The sequence below is a fragment of the Pseudoalteromonas sp. G5_S1_14_S5 genome, from assembly GCF_054968605.1.
The window spans coordinates 90,205-105,831 of record NZ_JBQKUM010000005.1; the positions used below are offsets into that span (position 1 = coordinate 90,205).

Annotated in this window: 13 protein-coding genes and 1 pseudogene; 7 read left to right on the top strand and 7 right to left on the bottom strand. The window is 42.7% G+C overall.

All coding sequences use genetic code 11. From position 1 onward, the window contains the following. Positions 1-72: 72 nt before the first annotated feature. Both ACTRWI_RS02950 and ACTRWI_RS02955 read left to right on the top strand, forming a co-directional pair. A complete protein-coding gene (locus ACTRWI_RS02950; RefSeq protein WP_499129226.1) occupies positions 73-540 on the top strand; it encodes a DM13 domain-containing protein in 468 nt (155 codons plus the stop codon). Between the two features lie 428 nt (positions 541-968). Next, the gene (locus tag ACTRWI_RS02955; RefSeq protein WP_499129228.1) at positions 969-1,811 is read left to right on the top strand and encodes a mechanosensitive ion channel family protein; all 843 of its coding nucleotides are present in this window, start codon (positions 969-971) and stop codon (positions 1,809-1,811) included. A gap of 86 nt (positions 1,812-1,897) precedes the next feature. Here ACTRWI_RS02955 and ACTRWI_RS02960 read toward each other — a convergent pair whose 3' ends face one another. Further along, on the bottom strand, positions 1,898-2,341 hold the full coding sequence (locus tag ACTRWI_RS02960; RefSeq protein ID WP_499129230.1) for a dCMP deaminase family protein: 444 nt from the start codon (positions 2,339-2,341) through the stop codon (positions 1,898-1,900). A 168-nt stretch (positions 2,342-2,509) separates the two neighbouring features. On the opposite strand from ACTRWI_RS02960, the pseudogene ACTRWI_RS02965 reads away from it, so the two are divergent. Both ACTRWI_RS02965 and ACTRWI_RS02970 read left to right on the top strand, forming a co-directional pair. Beyond that, positions 2,510-3,014: pseudogene (locus ACTRWI_RS02965) on the top strand (efflux RND transporter permease subunit); the annotation flags it as partial. 317 nt (positions 3,015-3,331) lie between these two features. After that, the gene (locus tag ACTRWI_RS02970) at positions 3,332-4,009 is read left to right on the top strand and encodes a MaoC family dehydratase (protein ID WP_499129232.1); all 678 of its coding nucleotides are present in this window, start codon (positions 3,332-3,334) and stop codon (positions 4,007-4,009) included. A 97-nt stretch (positions 4,010-4,106) separates the two neighbouring features. Here ACTRWI_RS02970 and ACTRWI_RS02975 read toward each other — a convergent pair whose 3' ends face one another. Then, the gene (locus ACTRWI_RS02975) at positions 4,107-4,922 is read right to left on the bottom strand and encodes a phosphate ABC transporter substrate-binding protein (RefSeq protein ID WP_499129234.1); all 816 of its coding nucleotides are present in this window, start codon (positions 4,920-4,922) and stop codon (positions 4,107-4,109) included. Positions 4,923-5,178: 256 nt separating this feature from the next. On the opposite strand from ACTRWI_RS02975, the gene ACTRWI_RS02980 reads away from it, so the two are divergent. Next, on the top strand, positions 5,179-5,541 hold the full coding sequence (locus ACTRWI_RS02980; RefSeq protein ID WP_499129236.1) for a DUF3024 domain-containing protein: 363 nt from the start codon (positions 5,179-5,181) through the stop codon (positions 5,539-5,541). 99 nt (positions 5,542-5,640) lie between these two features. Here ACTRWI_RS02980 and ACTRWI_RS02985 read toward each other — a convergent pair whose 3' ends face one another. From ACTRWI_RS02985 to rnb, 3 genes are all read right to left on the bottom strand, one after another. Continuing rightward, positions 5,641-6,111 carry a helix-turn-helix domain-containing protein gene (locus ACTRWI_RS02985; RefSeq protein WP_499129238.1) on the bottom strand — a complete coding sequence of 157 codons (471 nt, stop codon included), beginning with the start codon at positions 6,109-6,111 and terminating at the stop codon, positions 5,641-5,643. A gap of 45 nt (positions 6,112-6,156) precedes the next feature. Next, complete coding sequence (locus ACTRWI_RS02990; protein ID WP_499129240.1) at positions 6,157-6,471, bottom strand: hypothetical protein; 315 nt, start codon at positions 6,469-6,471, stop codon at positions 6,157-6,159. 165 nt (positions 6,472-6,636) lie between these two features. Then, a complete protein-coding gene (gene rnb / locus ACTRWI_RS02995; protein WP_499129242.1) occupies positions 6,637-8,643 on the bottom strand; it encodes an exoribonuclease II in 2,007 nt (668 codons plus the stop codon). 657 nt (positions 8,644-9,300) lie between these two features. Here rnb and ACTRWI_RS03000 point away from each other — a divergent pair. Together ACTRWI_RS03000 and ACTRWI_RS03005 are read left to right on the top strand one after the other, a co-directional pair. Then, entirely contained in the window at positions 9,301-11,217 is a 1,917-nt protein-coding gene (locus ACTRWI_RS03000; RefSeq protein WP_499129244.1) for a DEAD/DEAH box helicase, read from the top strand. A 557-nt stretch (positions 11,218-11,774) separates the two neighbouring features. Next, positions 11,775-12,968, top strand: a complete 1,194-nt coding sequence (locus ACTRWI_RS03005; protein WP_499129246.1) for an acetate/propionate family kinase — start codon at positions 11,775-11,777, stop codon at positions 12,966-12,968. A gap of 278 nt (positions 12,969-13,246) precedes the next feature. Here ACTRWI_RS03005 and ACTRWI_RS03010 read toward each other — a convergent pair whose 3' ends face one another. Next, on the bottom strand, positions 13,247-14,281 hold the full coding sequence (locus tag ACTRWI_RS03010; protein WP_499129248.1) for a hypothetical protein: 1,035 nt from the start codon (positions 14,279-14,281) through the stop codon (positions 13,247-13,249). A 9-nt stretch (positions 14,282-14,290) separates the two neighbouring features. Continuing rightward, positions 14,291-15,367 (bottom strand): hypothetical protein, encoded by a 1,077-nt coding sequence (locus ACTRWI_RS03015; protein ID WP_499129250.1) that lies wholly within the window; start codon positions 15,365-15,367, stop codon positions 14,291-14,293. Between the last annotated feature and the right edge of the window lie 260 nt (positions 15,368-15,627).

Sequence of the window (15,627 nt, forward strand, 5' to 3'; positions counted from 1 at the left end):
CTTTAACGCGATATCTCTTTGTATTTTTAAAACTATTCAATAATACTCTCTTTAAGCAAAAGGGAGTATGCGATGAAAAAGTCAGTTTTACTCTGCACCCACTTAGCCGTGGGTGCTGTTGGTTTTGGGCTTGGTGTTTACGCATTACCCATCTTAATTGAGCCTGATTTTCCATCTTCGAGCTCGGTTGAAGCGATCAGCCAACAGGCCATTTATACTGGTGAGTTCAGCAAAGACCGCCAAGACAGTGATTTCTTACACTGGGGCGAGGGTATCGTTTCGGTTTCAGAAAGTGCAATTGCGTTTGAAGGCGAACTTGCTCCAGGGCCGGACTACAAGGTTTACCTATCTCCTAAGTTCATTGAAACCGAGCAAGTCTTTAATGGTAGTAAGAGCGAGTTACTCAGAGTCGGAGATGTCAAAACATTTGACCGGTTTATGGTTGAACTACCGGAAGGTACTGATCTTAATCGATTTAATACCGTTGTGATTTGGTGTGAAACCTTTGGCCAATTTATTACTTCTGCCAAAATAAAATGATAGCCTTCTAGGGCGTGTTGATCTTTCGAGCTGATTTTCGCAGCGAGTTGCTGGGTATTTATATAAGACAGAGGCGTCGATGTGTAGCTAGCCTACATGAGAAGCCGATAACGTAGTAGAAATGATCAGCAAACGCTGCCCGAAGGGTTCGAGCTGGGCGCCCCCGCAAAAAGCTTTTTACTCTTTGGTGAGGGAGATTTGCTTAGAATGGCTATGCTACATCTCCCTCGCTGCGATTAAAACGCTTTTGACTAGGCGCCCTGTCTGAACAAAATTTAACCGCGAAAGGTCAACACGCCCAAATAGTTAATACCAGAATGAATACGAGCGCTCAGGAGTTGAGCGCTTTTACATAGCACTGATATTAGCGGCTTTATTGTAAAGCGAACCGTCGTAAAGCTAAATGTTGTAATGCTAAGGATTAAGTAATGGAAAAAGTGTGGCAAGTCATAGATTTTCTACTCGCTCATAAGTTTATTTTTAGTGCGCTGATTATCAGTCTGGTTTTAATCATCCGCCGAATCACCTTGTCTCAAATTAGGGGTGATGTTGCTTTCCTTAGCGAAGACCAACGTAATTGGATGTCCCGCACTAAAAACGGCACCTTTACGATTATTGTAATTACGCTTTTCCTCCTCTGGAAGTCTGAAATCAGTGAGTTTGCTCTCTCTGTAACTGCGATTGCCGTTGCGATCGTAGTCGCTTCAAAAGAGATCATTTTGTGTTTCACCGGCTCGATTCAACGTGCTAGCTCACGATCTTTCCGAATTGGTGATTGGATTGAAGTGGGCAAAATTAGTGGTGAAGTGATCGAACACAACTTGATGGCGACAGTGATTCAGGAAATCGACCTTTATCACGGGCAATACCACTTTACTGGCAAGACGGCCACGCTACCTAACAGCATGTTCTTTACTTACCCAGTGAAGAATCTCAACTTCATGAAACGCTACGTTTATCATAGCTTCACGGTGACAGTGAAAGACTTCGTCAACCTCTACCCAATGGTACCTGGCTTAATCTCGAAGATTGAAGAGCATTGTGAAGAGTTCATTGATGTTGCGCGTCGTTATAACAGCGTCATTGAAAAGCACGCTGGCGTCGACCTTCCGGGCTCTGAGCCTCACATTCACATCACAAGCAGTTCGACGGGGGAACAAGAGGTCCATTTTATGATTTTCTGTCCAACTGAGAAGGCGGTTCACTTAGAGCAAGAGATTCGTAGAGACTTTATGGAAGAATACTCTGAAGCATTTCCTGTCAGTGCTTAATTCTGCGGTCCGCTGAGCTCCAAACCAAAGAAAGCCGAGAGCGCTAATATCGACTCTCGGCTTTTTTGTTCTTGCTATCTGTTCGTTTAGTCTAGGTCAGCCAGTGGCAACCAATCGACTTGTACGCTTGCTTGCTCAAACATATCTTGGCTCACCTTGATTTTGTCTCCCCAGCGAGAAAGGAAGTCTTCACTTTGCTCTGGGCAGTGGACTGCAGAAATACCTGTCTGAATAATCTTTGCTGCACAGTTTGGACAAGGGAAGTGAGTCACCCAGATTTCACAGCCGTCTAAATCACGCTTGGCAAACAAGATTGCGTTCTCTTCTGCGTGAAGTGTTTTCAGGTATTTCATCTCACGATCGTCAGTGTCTGCACTATCTGATACGCCATGAGGGTAGCCATTAAAGCCAACTGAAACAATACGGTTGTGTTTGGTGATAACTGCACCAACTTGAGTGGACGGATCTTTACTCCAGGAACCGACTAATTCCGCCATTTGATAGAAACGTTTTGCCCATTTTGAAATCATTCGAATTACCTTAACAAGGAAGTATGAGTTTTTATTATTGAAACCAGCTTATGTTAGACAATATATGCAGAGAGGGGAAGTAACAAACATATATTTGATCATGAATTGTTGATGGTTTGTAAAGGGTTGATATATATCCAATTTCAATTTACAAGTTGAAACACTTTTATCTTTATTTACCTATTCACGGTAGCTCATTATGAGGGTTGGACGATCCCGATTGCTATTATCCTGGTTGTATCGGTCGCGACTCTGGATTCCTTTTTGGCGCTGAAACTTACGGGCACGCCGCTAAACTTGTATGCGTAAATAGGTTTGGTTCTCTTGATAGCCTTGGCAGCAAAGAACGCAATTTTGATTGTGGAATTTGCGAAGGTCAAGCGTGAAGAGAAAGACGCACCAATCGACGATGCAGCTGTGAAGGGCGGTACGCTACGTTTCCGTGCTGTGAACATGACCTCTTGGTCGTTTACCTTGGGTATCTTCCCACTAATCTTTGCAGCCTTTGCAGGTCATGTGAGCCAAAACTCTCTGGGTATTTCATTGATCGGTGGTCTGTTATGTGTGTTGTTGGCGGGTACTTTCCTAATCCCAAGCATCTATGCATTTGTACAACGTAAGCGAGAAAGCACATGGCGGTAATACTAAATTAGTGCCACTCGATGATGAGTAGAAGAACTCACTTTTCATAAAGCGGATTCTTCTTAAAATAAATCCTAGTAAAAATTGAGGCTCAACAGTGTGCTAAGCCTTTTTTATTACTCAGATGTATAAAAACGCTTTTTATATAATCAAGTTCTTATTATGTGATAGAGCTAACACTCTATTTTTGGTTTTCTAATAAAATGATGTTTTATTGCTAACTGTCTGTTTATTAATGAAATATAGGTATTCGGCTAACGCTTGTATGCTCGAAACCATTTGCACAATAGTGTGAACTGTTTCAAAATTACGAAGTTATATTGAAATTTTTTGTGCATTGAGGTTCTTATGAAGGTCATTGATTTATTTAAACACCGAGGCGACAGCTTGTCATCGCAACACTCAGAGTTTATGCAATGGATGTCTCCAGCTCTTAGAGATTACTGGGGCGACTTTCTGAACCGCACGCAAAATAGCCACTTTTTTGCATGGGTTCGTGATCACCATAAACCTGCGGTAAATGAAGATGTGCCAGTCGAGCAGCAAATCGTATTGAAGCCAGAAGCACAACTTGTGTTTGACGAGCTGAACGAGAAGATTGGTGAAGTTATTCATACTGGTGACTGGATCAATGTAAGCCAAGATCGTATTAACCAATTTGGTCTTGTGACTGAAGATATGCAGTGGATCCATACTGAGCCAGAGAAAGCAGAAACTGATTCTCCTTTCAAAACGACGATCGCGCATGGTTTCCTAACTTTGTCTCTGCTTCCTCGTTTGACTGACAGCGTTGATCCTGACAAGTCTCAATTTCCAACAGCTAAAATGGTTGTGAACATTGGCCTTAACCAAGTTCGTTTCCCATACCCTGTAAAATCGGGCAGTAACGTTCGTGCGAAAAGTACGTTAACGAAAGTAACACCAATTAAGAAAGGTCTAGAGATCGAACGCGAGATTCGCGTAGAAATCGAAGGTGTTCGTCGACCTGGTGCGGTTATCATTTCAGTGATTCAACTTCACTTCTAAGTGGTTTGTAACTAAGCGATTTATAAAGATTCAAAAAAGAGAGAGCGTGATGCTCTCTCTTTTTGTATTCATAAGATACAACTTACTCACTCATTTACTACTTAATGCGAGTGTAGCCGTATTCCTCAATAAGGTCTTGGCCTTGTTTAGATTTCACAAACTTGATGAAATCTTTGCTCTCTTCAGAAACCGAATCAATTTTGTGCAGCAACAAGAATGGGCGAGCTAGCTCATAGCTATGGTTAGCGATGTTTTTAGATGTCGGTTCTACACCTTCAAAAGTGATGGCCTTGATTGAGCGATCAATTGAGCCAACAGAGATAAAACCAATCGCGTGCGGGTTGTGGTTCACGATGGTTTTAACCATGCTATTACTGTTAACTACCAAGTTATTTGGATTGATGTCAGACACTAAACGGTCGTTAATGATCTTCGTTAAACCAAGCAAGCTTTCGAAGCTGTAGCGTGAACCTGACGATGCTTCTCGAGTTACCACCGCGATAGGCTGATCGGCACCACCCACTTCTTTCCAGTTGGTGATTTTGCCTTTGTATATATCAAACAGCTGTTCGCGAGAAACGTTATTTACGCTATTTGAGCGGTTAGTTACAACAGCTAAGCCGTCAAAAGCAATTGGGAATACTTTGAGTTTGTCGCTCTGTTCTTGATCAGTTAGGTAACGTGAACTCATACCAACATCAGCCACACCTTTATTAACCAAGGTAATACCCGCTGTCGAGCCGATGCCCTGAACCGCGATATAGCTCTCAGGGTGAGTCTTGTTGTACTCCTCTGCTAATACGTCCATCACTCGAGAAACAGAAGTGGAGCCCGAAATATTGGTTTCTTGCGCTAAAACAGCTTGAGAAGACAGGGCTAAGGATAAAAGAGAGGCAAGCGCGACTCGTAACATAAACAACTCCTAGTTAATAACATTTGTCGCATATCATAGGTGGGTTATATGACACTTTTGTGAAATTCCATATGCTTGCCTTATAGTGAAAAGGGCTAATGAATGTTCGGTTTGAGACCCCTCACGTGAGTAAGACGGGTTTATGGGAGCGTGGTCGGGATTTTGTTGGGGTGGGTTCGCTAAAATCTCGGTTGAGTCCTAAGCTTTCAAAAGGGATTCCAACTTTGAGAATTTCTATGAAGTTACAAGGAGTGTTATGTCCGTCATCCATATAGAACTTAATCGTCTTCTCGTTGGGGCTGAAAAGCTCTGTACTTCCCGTAATAGCAGTTTACCTGTTGAGTTAGGCAAATCCTTATTTGAAGAATGTGAGGGCGGTGTGATGTTCTCACAGGCGCATTATCTGCTCGACTCATCTCATAGTGATTACACAAACGACATTGCCTGCGTGACTTTTGATGAGCCGTCAGCATGTTGGCTGATTACAGTGCCATTAGAAGATGATGCACAGTCTGATACTGTGGCTTGGGGACCTTACCCTTATCTTCCTAAATCGAAAGACCTTGAAGCAGTGTTAGCTGAGATTGAAAAAGATCCCAAATCGTACTTTTGGTCATAACCACCAACCTTATGCCTTAGCTGGTGGTGATACAACGCCTAAATCTATCGGCTTAGATTTGCCGAAACCAAATCTTTTATCTCAATTTATTTAAATTCTTTAAACCTGTGGTTTCACGCTTTGCAATTGAGATTGTGCGATAAGTGAACGGAAATCTCTCGGTGTTTTTCCGTGATACGTTTTAAAGGCTGTACTGAAATGCGCAGCGCTCTTAAAGCCAGATTCATAAGCGATTTGGGTAATGGATTTGGTCGACGTTCTTAGTTGCGTTGCGGCATGAGCAATACGCTTAACCTTCAATAAGTTTGAAAACGAAAGGTCTTCAGCCGATAAACGGCGTTTCAGTGTGGCTGGCGACATGCCCATGTAACTGGCGAGCGTATCCAAAGAGATATTGTTTTCAATATTCTGTTCAATGTAGTGAATGACTTTTTGTGTGACCGTTAACCTTGAAGCTCGTGCGATGATAACCAGTAGAGCTGGGTATTGTTCGACCATCAGTGAGAGCAGACCTAACCCTAATTGAGTGAGTGCGTAGTCATTTTTAGTTGAAGAATGAGCTAAAGACATGATGAGGTCTTTCAGTTCGCAGATCTCGGTGTCGGTTTGGTTGAATTAGATGTACTGGTTGGGGACTCGAGTGGACTCTAGAACACTGAATTGGTTGATGAATTTCTGGAAAATATCTAAATCAAAATCTAAGCAGGTTGCGCTGAATTCGCCATTTACTGTATCTACTGTGATGTCTTTAATCTGGCCGGAGTTATAAAGTGTGAAATCGCCTGCCTGCAATGAGGCTTCGGTGCCATCGGGGAGCATGAAAGAGATACTGCCTTTTGAAACGATGAAAATACCATTTTTAGAGGCGGGGTACCGCTCTCGCTTCCTGGGGATGAAGTTTCTGAATTGAGTAACTGTTATTGATGACATAATGTGCTTCTTTGACGTTGTAAACGAGTTGCTTATTAATTTTAGTATTGTTTAAGCATGAGACATTTACAAAAAAGGCGCTAATAAATAGCGCCTTTAGAAGTGAACCTTTGAAGCTTTCGGCTTTGAAAGCCGTAACCTTAGAAGCTCTAATCGTTAAAGCTATTAAGCTTCGGTTTCGATTGTTGTTTCGGGCTCGCTAGGCAAGTCCGCAAAGACTTGAGTAGGCTTTGCTACTAAATTACGGTTTTCCTGATTAACTCCAGAGAGAACGACTTCTAAAACGTCTCCCAGTTTGTATACCATTTCTTTATCGATAGATACAGTACCCATATCACTGTTGCACTCGATTCTTTCTTTATTATCAAGAATGAGAGAACCAGGGATAAATGCAGCGGCACCATTCTCTAGCAAGCGAACACGCATACCTGCACGGTTAATGTCGAAGATCTCTGCTTGGAAGCGTGTTTCTTCTGCTGGTGCGTTAGCTAGGGTGCGAGCATATAACCAATCACCAACATTACGCTCAGCCATACCGTGATGGCGGCGGTGTAGTGCAAGTTCATCACCGATAGTCTCATCTGGTGTTTGAATTGGTGCTTTGCCAAGGATATGCGCTTTCAGCATACGGTGATTAATCATGTCGCCGTATTTACGAATTGGAGAAGTCCATGTCGCGTAAATGTCTAGACCCATTGCGTAATGTGGTGCAGGTTCATTGCTGATCTCACTGTACGCTTGGAATTTACGGATACGGTTGTCGTAGTAATTGCTGTCAAGTGAACCTAACCAGCGACGCAATGCTGAAAAACCTTCAAGAGAAACGATCTGCTCTTCTGTAAACGGTGTTGTTGCTTGTGGGTTAACCAGTTCAAGAACGTCTGTAACTTTCTCGGCTTTGAAACCAGAGTGGCAGTTGAACACACCTTGGTTAAAGCTTTCTTTTAACACTCGACCTGCACAGATGTTTGCGCTGATCATCGACTCTTCAACCAACTTGTTCGCACTACGACGCATATCTGCGTGAATAGCAACAACATCGTTATCTTCACTTAGTTCAAAGCGGTAGTCAGGGCGATCTGGGAATACCACTGCGTTCGCCGAGCGCCATACTGAACGTGCTTGTGCAAATTCGTGTAGGTCAGAAACAATCGCTGCGATCTCTTCAGATGGTTGCCACTTCTCTGAGGTACCTGTTTCTAGCCAATCTGATACGTTGTCGTACGCTAGACGAGCGTGAGATTTAATGTTCGCTGCAAAGAAGTTGATGTCATCGCCAATAACGCCATCTTTAGAGACAGTCACTGTGCAGCATAGAGCTGGGCGAACTTCATTCTCGATAAGCGAACATAAGTTGTCTGCAAGGTCACGAGGTAACATTGGGATGTTACGACCAGGTAGGTAAATAGTGAAGCCACGCTCGCGAGCTACTTTGTCCATTACATCATCTGGAGAGATGTACGCTGTTGGATCAGCAATCGCGATAGTCAGTTCAAAATCGCCGTTCTCTTTCTTTTTCGCGTATAGCGCATCGTCCATATCTTTTGTGCTTTCGCCATCGATAGTCACAAAAGGAACATGGGTCATGTCTACACGTTCAAGATCAGCATCATCGTTGATCTGCCAGTTGTCGATACCTTCCGGCTCGCTGTTTGGAAGGTCGTTTTGTGCGAGAGTTACCCACCAAGGTGCGATCTTGTCGTCAGCGTCAGTGATCTTTTCTGAGATTTGCGCCAAGAAGCCATTATCGCCTTTTAGCGGGTGCTGAATGATGTGTGCAACAACCCAGTCGCCTTCTTTTAGCGTCTCAGGGTTTAAACCTTTCTGAGCTTTAGCTTTAAGTTGCAGCTTTTTCAGCTGTGGGTGATCAGGAACAACGTTAAGTCGACCTTTGAACAGCTTTACTCGTGCGATGAATCGAGTAAGACCTTGTTCCACTAACTCTTCTGGCTCAGCTACTTCACGCTCCTTTTCAGTACGGATGATAGCGACTACTTTGTCACCATGAATGCATTTCTTCATATACGGTGGTGGGATGAAGTAGCTAGTCTTGCTATCTACTTCTAGAAAACCAAATCCTTTTTCAGTGGCTTTGATTGTGCCTTCCTTTTTCGGGAGGGTTTCTTGGATTTGTTGCTTAAGCTGAGCGAGTAGAGGGTTATCTTGAAACATCTTACTTTTATCTTACGAGAACAATTGAGCACACTATAATCATTGCGAGGCCTGATTACTACTTAAAGCCGAAAGGAGCGCAAATTAATTGCTATCTTATTTACAAGGGCGTGTTGATCTTACGAGCTGATTTTTGCAGCGAGTTGCGGGGTATTTATACAAGGCAGAGGCGTCGATGTGTAGCTAGCCTACATGAGAAGCCGATAACGCAGTAGAAATGACCAGCAAAAGCTGCTGAAGGGTTCAGCTAAAAGCGTTTTACTCTTTGTTGAGGGAGATTTGCTTAGAATGACTAGGCTACTTCCCCCTCGCCGCGATTAAAACGCTTTTATCTTAAACAAAATTTAACCACGAAAGGTCAACACGCCCTAGGTTCAATTCAATTGATGTAAACGGCTATGACGAGATATTCATCAAGTTTTGACGATATGATAGCCAGCATTGAAAGAAAACCGAAAAATATGTGATGTGATTCAATTTTTTCTGGCTTTTTTTATGCATTTAAGGAATAATCCGCCTCCCTTAGACGTCCCTAATGGCTTGAAGTGTTTTATTACTGCTTCGTAACTCTGAATGGAATCAGTATCTGATTGGATCAGTATTGGAAATGGTAGAGCTCCCGGGACCTTTTGTTTACTTATATATAGTGGGATCCCAATGTCCGAATCTGTAATTCAATTTAATGAATTAGCCCTAAACGAAAACATCCTTTCAGCTCTTGATAGCATGGGTTTCGTTTCTCCAACTCCAATCCAAGCAGCAGCTATTCCTCTTCTTCTTGAAGGCCGTGACGCACTAGGTAAAGCACAGACTGGTACTGGTAAAACAGCAGCATTCTCTCTGCCTTTACTAAACAAAATCAATCTAAACCAACACAAACCACAAGCAATCATCATGGCTCCTACTCGTGAGCTAGCGATCCAAGTTGCTGCGGAAATCAAAAACCTAGGCCGTGACATCAAAGGTCTTAAAGTTATTGAAATCTACGGTGGTGCTTCGATCGTTGACCAAATGCGCGCTCTAAGCCGTGGTGCTCACATTGTTGTTGGTACTCCAGGTCGTGTTAAAGACTTACTAACTCGTGACCGTCTACACCTAGATGAAGCACACACATTTGTTCTTGATGAAGCAGATGAAATGCTAAAAATGGGCTTCGTAGATGACGTTACTTGGATCCTTGAGCAAGCGCCAGAATCTGCACAACGTGTACTATTCTCTGCAACTATGCCTCCAATGGTTAAGACTATTGTTGACCGTTACTTACGTAACCCTGCAAAAGTTGACGTTGCTGGTACTAACCACACAGTTGATAAAGTAGCGCAGAACTTCTGGGTTGTTAAAGGCGTAGAAAAAGACGAAGCAATGTCTCGTCTTCTAGAAACTGAAGAAACTGACGCGTCAATCGTATTCGTACGTACTCGTCAAGATACTGAGCGTCTAGCTGATTGGCTATCTGCACGTGGCTTTAAAGCTGCTGCACTGCACGGTGATATTCCTCAATCTCTACGTGAGCGCACTGTTGATCACATCAAACAAGGTGTTATCGATATCCTAGTTGCAACTGACGTTGTAGCTCGTGGTCTTGATGTTCCACGTATCACTCACGTATTCAACTACGACATCCCATTCGATGTTGAATCTTACATCCACCGTATTGGTCGTACTGGCCGTGCTGGACGTAAAGGTAAAGCGATCCTTCTGGTTCGCACAAACCAAATTCGTATGCTTCGCACAATCGAGCGCGTAACTAAGTCTACAATGGAAGAAATCCAACTTCCTCTACGTGACCAAGTTGCTGCTGCACGTGTTGCTAAGCTTGGCGCTGAGCTTGAAACAGAGAAAGAGAGCAAAGCTCTAGAAAACTTCGCAGGTCTTATTACTACTCTGCAAGAGTCTCTAGACGTTGATGCAGCTACTCTAGCTGCAATGCTTCTTAAGCGTCAGCAAGGTAAGAGCCCACTGTTCTACATTGGTGAAGACCCAATGATCGCTGCTATCGAGCGCGACAAGAACCGTCGTAAAGAGCGTCGTGAAAACCGTGATAACGGTGGCCGTGATTTCAGCAACCAAGATTGGGATACTTACCAACTACAAGTTGGCCGTGAGCAAGGTGTTCAGGTTAAAGATATCGTTGGCGCACTAGCAAACGAACTTGGCCTAACTAAAGGTTCTATCGGTGCTATCAAACTGGACCAAGGTTCAACTTACGTTCAACTGCCAAAAGCAATGAACTCTGAAACTGCTGGTAAACTAAGCAAGTTACGCATCCGTCAAAAAGAAGCTGGTGCTGTTGTTGTAGACTTCAACGATTTCCGTGAACCACGTCGTGGTAACGGTGGCCGTGGCGGTCGTGATGGTGGTCGTGGTGGTTACCGCGGAAACCGTGATGGTAATCGTGAAGGCGGTCGCGGTGGATACCGTGGTAACCGCGATGGCAACCGTGAAGGTGGCCGTGATGGCGAGCGTCGTTTCGACCGTAACCGTGGTGGCGATCACCGTGGCAACTACCGTGGTGAACGTGGTCATGGCAACGGCGGTAACCGTGGTCGTCGTCCAGAGCGCAACGAAGGTTAATCAACTTATAGCTTAGACGCTCTAGTCTAGATACTGAATTTAAAAGCCGAGCATAATGCTCGGCTTTTTTGTGCCTGCTTGTTTTAACTCCCGGGGGAAGGGATCAATCACTCTATCTTGCTCCGTAACGTAACTGTCTAGCGTTGTAAGGCCATACTTAAATTATGTGCTACAGGTAAGTAGTAGTAATAAAAGCCTCTCGAATTGCTGTGTAATCTGCTTACGCTGGGCTCAACTTCTAGAGAATGTAGAGTGTTGGACGGGGCGAGTACAGTTGCTTTGTTTCATGATTCTGACCGTCTATCGGAACACTCAAATTAAGTTAAAAATAGTTTAAGCAGCCGTTTGCTTTGTCGGTTTTTCGTTTTCATATTTAACTATTTTTTAATTTTGCTCTCGAAATAAATAAAATAATGACTAAGATCAACTTAATTGTGTTCATTAAGTGATTTTTTCGAAACAAAAGTTGAAAGATTCAAAAATTATTGAATAATGGGCTTAACTAAAATTGAAGTAAACACTTCATCTAATTCGTACTGAAACAGGATCCATATCCAATGTCTAATTCGTTTGTTCTGGTTATTAACTCGGGTAGTTCATCCCTAAAATTTGCTGTCATTGATTCTGTTTCTGGTGAAGCAGTGTTGAGTGGCTTAGGGGAGTGTTTTGGTCTTGAAGATGCTCGTATGAGCTGGAAATACCAAGGTGAGAAAACTGAAATTGCTATTCAGGGTGAAGTTAGCCACCACAAGATTGCTATTGGCAAATTGGTAGGCCTGATGGAAGACCTTGGTTTCACGGCTGATATCGTTGCTATCGGTCACCGTATCGTTCACGGTGGTGAGAAGTTCACTCAGACTGTTCGCATTACTGAAGAAGTAACGAACGAGATTGAAAGCCTATCTGATCTTGCTCCACTTCATAACCCAGCAGGTGCTATCGGCATCCGCGCTGCGATTGAAGCTTTCCCTTCTCTGCCTCAGTTCGCTGTATTTGATACGGCTTTCCACCAAACAATGCCACAACGTGCATTTACTGGTGCAATCGCTAAAGAGCTATACACAGACTTCGGGGTGCGTCGCTACGGCTTCCACGGTACTAGCCACTATTTCGTAAGCCGTGAAGCTGCGAAGATGCTAAACAAGCCTGTTGAAGAATCTAGCTTCATCTCTGTTCACCTAGGTAACGGCGCATCGGTATGTGCTATCAAAGACGGTAACAGTGTTGATACATCAATGGGTTTCACACCGCTTTCAGGCCTTATGATGGGTACTCGTTGTGGTGACTTAGACCCAGGTATCATCGAATACTTACTTAAGAAAGGTTGGTCACAAGAGCAAGTCTTCAACTCTCTTAACAAGGAGTCTGGCTTCCTAGGCGTGTCTGGTCTAACGAGCGATGCTCGTGGCATTTTGGAAGCTATGGAAGAGGGCCATGAAGGCGCTAAGCTGGCTTTCGAAGTATTCACATACCGCGTAGCTAAATACGTTGCTTCTTACCTTGCAACACTAGACTCTCTAGACGGCATCATCTTTACAGGTGGTATCGGCGAGAACTCTCTACCAATCCGTCGTGAGATCCTGAAAAACCTTAAGATCCTAGGTTTTGTTGAAGATGTTGCTGGCAACGAAGGTGCTCGTTTTGGCGCAGATGGCATTATTGCTAAGTCTGAGATGCTAGATGCCGTAGCGATGGTTATCCCAACTAATGAAGAGTTTGTGATTGCTCAGCAGTCGGTAGAACTTCTGTAATTGATATTAAAACGAAATACCGATATGCGAGTCTAGTGGGCTCGCTTTTTTCTAATCATATGTTCGAGCGGCTATTGTTAAGCTGTATATAACGTCACACTCATTACTTTCTTTAAATCAGTATGGCTTTTGATGACTTGTTTGTGCTATCCAGAAGTTTGTTATCGATGGTGTGATTATCGAAAAGCTTTATCCTAATTAAATATGTCTCGTTGCAGACATTTTTGTTCAGAACTTGTTCAAGAAATACAAAGGGGAACCAAACGAATCGTTTAAAGTTATTCGATTAGTAACGGTTGTAATAAGTTCAGTCTTGCTTTTTCCCTCTCCATCCTCTCTTCTTTATCTATCGATAGTGCAGAGCTTTCAACCCCGAATAACTCTACTCTTTTATCGATAAAAATTATTTTATCTTCTTCTGACGGGTCACCAAGTTTTTCGATAAATATGTTATCCAAAGACCATGTATGTTTACCTTTATCTAGGTCTTTTAGTAATGCAGCATCTACTTTAAACATATTTTTCATACGTTTATTAGACTCGGACTTATATTGTTCACTTGTTAGAATGGCAATAGGTATATCATCTCTCAATAACAGAGCTCGTATCATAAAATAACCCAGTTCAGCGCTCTCAAGTCGATAATTTATTGCCATATGGTTATGTTCGTATAATGGGTACGGGTCAATATGTAAGTCACCTTGTATCACGCTTAGAACGTCAAGCTGTAATCTAAATTGGTTTGAAGTAACGTTGTCTATCACAGTGATGATAATTGGTAGCTCATAGTCAGAAAGTTGTAATTGAAGGCTTGTTGGAGGTCTCTGATGGGATATCGCGCTATGATTCACAAGGACTTGTAAAGGATTTGGCCCGCTTAATGAAACTGTAGCGACATCGTTTGTTGTATAGACTTTTTTATCGAAGCCAACGGAAAATGCTATACCTGCTCCAGCGAATATGTTGGGATACTCAGGGAGTGAATCAACTTCAGACACATCAAAGGGTTGTGAATAGTTAGGAAACAAGGTGTCATGTTGTACCCTAGAGCTCAATGACTCAGAAAGGGCAACTTTATTTAGCAAATCTATATCTTCTGGCTGTAGAGAGTTGATAGTCTTTTCTACATTGTCAGTTTTATTCTGAGAGATTACGGGAACTGTATTGTGATTAGCACCTCCGGTATCTAACTTAAGGTTCTTTGAACTGAGGAATGTAGGAGTAGACACATCAAGCGCAGACTTTTTAACCAATAAGGACAAGGCGGCGCACGCCGCAATAATTAGGGTTAGAGTTGATAGCGTGCGCAACATAGCAATGTATTACCTGAGCTTGGAAAGTAATTCTGAGATACTTGAGTTGTTGGTATTACTAACAAACTTATATTCTTTCTTCCAAATCCAGTAGCCTGAAGTTTCACTGTTCTCGGATAAACTGTCATTGAAAGGGATAGTACCGAACTTGACTAACTCATTATTAGTAAGTTTCCGATCAGACAAAATATTACCGTGTGTAGCGATTCGTGAACCTAACCATGGATAGAAGTTGTTACGGCGATTTTTATTACTCATACCATTGGATTGATAGCCAGTTTGCCCCGACATGGCTATCATCTGGCTACACGACGAAGTTTTATTAGTAGCTTTCGAACCACATTGTGAGTGAAGTGGAACTAGGTCATCTGCATCACCAACTAAAAGACCCATATTGATTAAATAATCGGTGAACCAATTTTTTTTGCCTGAAGATATGACACGAAGTCTAGGTATTGAACTGTAGCGAGATGATGAATTAGTCAACGAACTTGCATGGTGAGTAGTCAATTCATTCACAAAACCCAAACCCTTGTTTGTACTTCCAAAAACTAGTGCGGTTAGCCAATCATTATCAAAGTAAACTGCGTGGTTTGATAACTCAGTGCCACCACTAGCACCGGCGAAGTCAATACTCATTTCGATTTTTAATGGTGACTTCCCTTCAAAAGCTAACCAAGCTTTCTGGTACTTCAGAATGTACTCTTTGATCAAATCACCAGAGGAATGGGTGACAAATACAATATTCTGGTCTCCGAATTGTTTTTTTATATTGGTGACATGCTCAGCCAGGATTGGCTTTAACTCTGTAAAGGTTAAGTGGGAGGGCCAACCAACACAGTAAGAAGCCATTCTGCGGATTTCATAATTTATAGGACATCGATCTAAATATTGTTCCCGGCTTGGCGGATTCGACAAATCAGAAAATTGAAAACCATGTACTAAAACGACACGCTTTCCATTTAATCCTTCCTCACCTAGCCACGCTGCATTAGCAATTCCGTAAAAAAGTGAATAAGTGATTAATAAACCCAACCAGATTTTAGTCGAACGAGAGCTGAATAAGATAGAAAACTTATTGATCATGTCAAATCCTTATTGATAGTTTTGTTATCACCAACTGGGACAGTACAAAAAACAACCATGCAATGTCAATAGATCTAACGCACGTTTTTTAAACACCCATGAACCCAAGGGGCGAGGTTTTAATGTTCGAAGTTCCAAGGTAGCGCATCGATATCAGCCTCAGCTTTTGCATGCTCTTTCGTGAATTTGACCATGTAGTCATAGAGGATAAGGTCGTTGTGTAGTAGTCAACTAAAATTGGCCACGGTTTTAGAGTTGTT

What these genes read in the sequence shown, in the direction of transcription:
- ACTRWI_RS03015 (WP_499129250.1), bottom strand. Translation starts at nt 15,367, where the DNA reads ATGATCAATAAGTTTTCTATCTTATTCAGCTCTCGTTCGACTAAAATC.
- ACTRWI_RS02950 (WP_499129226.1), top strand. Translation starts at nt 73, where the DNA reads ATGAAAAAGTCAGTTTTACTCTGCACCCACTTAGCCGTGGGTGCTGTT.
- rnb (WP_499129242.1), bottom strand. Translation starts at nt 8,643, where the DNA reads ATGTTTCAAGATAACCCTCTACTCGCTCAGCTTAAGCAACAAATCCAA.
- ACTRWI_RS02975 (WP_499129234.1), bottom strand. Translation starts at nt 4,922, where the DNA reads ATGTTACGAGTCGCGCTTGCCTCTCTTTTATCCTTAGCCCTGTCTTCT.
- ACTRWI_RS02955 (WP_499129228.1), top strand. Translation starts at nt 969, where the DNA reads ATGGAAAAAGTGTGGCAAGTCATAGATTTTCTACTCGCTCATAAGTTT.
- ACTRWI_RS02990 (WP_499129240.1), bottom strand. Translation starts at nt 6,471, where the DNA reads ATGTCATCAATAACAGTTACTCAATTCAGAAACTTCATCCCCAGGAAG.
- ACTRWI_RS02960 (WP_499129230.1), bottom strand. Translation starts at nt 2,341, where the DNA reads ATGATTTCAAAATGGGCAAAACGTTTCTATCAAATGGCGGAATTAGTC.
- ACTRWI_RS03000 (WP_499129244.1), top strand. Translation starts at nt 9,301, where the DNA reads ATGTCCGAATCTGTAATTCAATTTAATGAATTAGCCCTAAACGAAAAC.
- ACTRWI_RS02985 (WP_499129238.1), bottom strand. Translation starts at nt 6,111, where the DNA reads ATGTCTTTAGCTCATTCTTCAACTAAAAATGACTACGCACTCACTCAA.
- ACTRWI_RS03010 (WP_499129248.1), bottom strand. Translation starts at nt 14,281, where the DNA reads ATGTTGCGCACGCTATCAACTCTAACCCTAATTATTGCGGCGTGCGCC.
- ACTRWI_RS02980 (WP_499129236.1), top strand. Translation starts at nt 5,179, where the DNA reads ATGTCCGTCATCCATATAGAACTTAATCGTCTTCTCGTTGGGGCTGAA.
- ACTRWI_RS03005 (WP_499129246.1), top strand. Translation starts at nt 11,775, where the DNA reads ATGTCTAATTCGTTTGTTCTGGTTATTAACTCGGGTAGTTCATCCCTA.
- ACTRWI_RS02970 (WP_499129232.1), top strand. Translation starts at nt 3,332, where the DNA reads ATGAAGGTCATTGATTTATTTAAACACCGAGGCGACAGCTTGTCATCG.